Here is a 217-nt window from a genome sequence, read left to right as displayed (position 1 = left end):
ATCGTGCTCGTCGTGTGGCTGCTGGGCTTCGTCGTCCGTACGGCGGACAGCGGCGGCCGGAAGGGTCGCTGGTACCGCTGGTAGGCGCAGCACATCGGCGCGAGTAGCGCGCTACGCGCGTAAGGCGTTTTTGGGGCCCTGGCCGGACACGGCCGGGGCCCCAAACGCGTGCACCGGCGTAGTGGTTGGGAGGCATCGGGCTTATCGGACGCACCGC

At 70.0% G+C, this 217-nt stretch carries 1 pseudogene; it reads left to right on the top strand.

The annotated features are described in order from the left end of the window. Positions 1-84: pseudogene (locus GT045_RS40235) on the top strand (hydrophobic protein); the annotation flags it as partial. Positions 85-217 lie beyond the last annotated feature (133 nt).

This window comes from Streptomyces sp. SID486 (genome assembly GCF_009865385.1).
In the GTDB taxonomy this organism is placed as follows: domain Bacteria; phylum Actinomycetota; class Actinomycetes; order Streptomycetales; family Streptomycetaceae; genus Streptomyces.
This window is presented reverse-complemented; position numbering and strand designations above follow the sequence as displayed.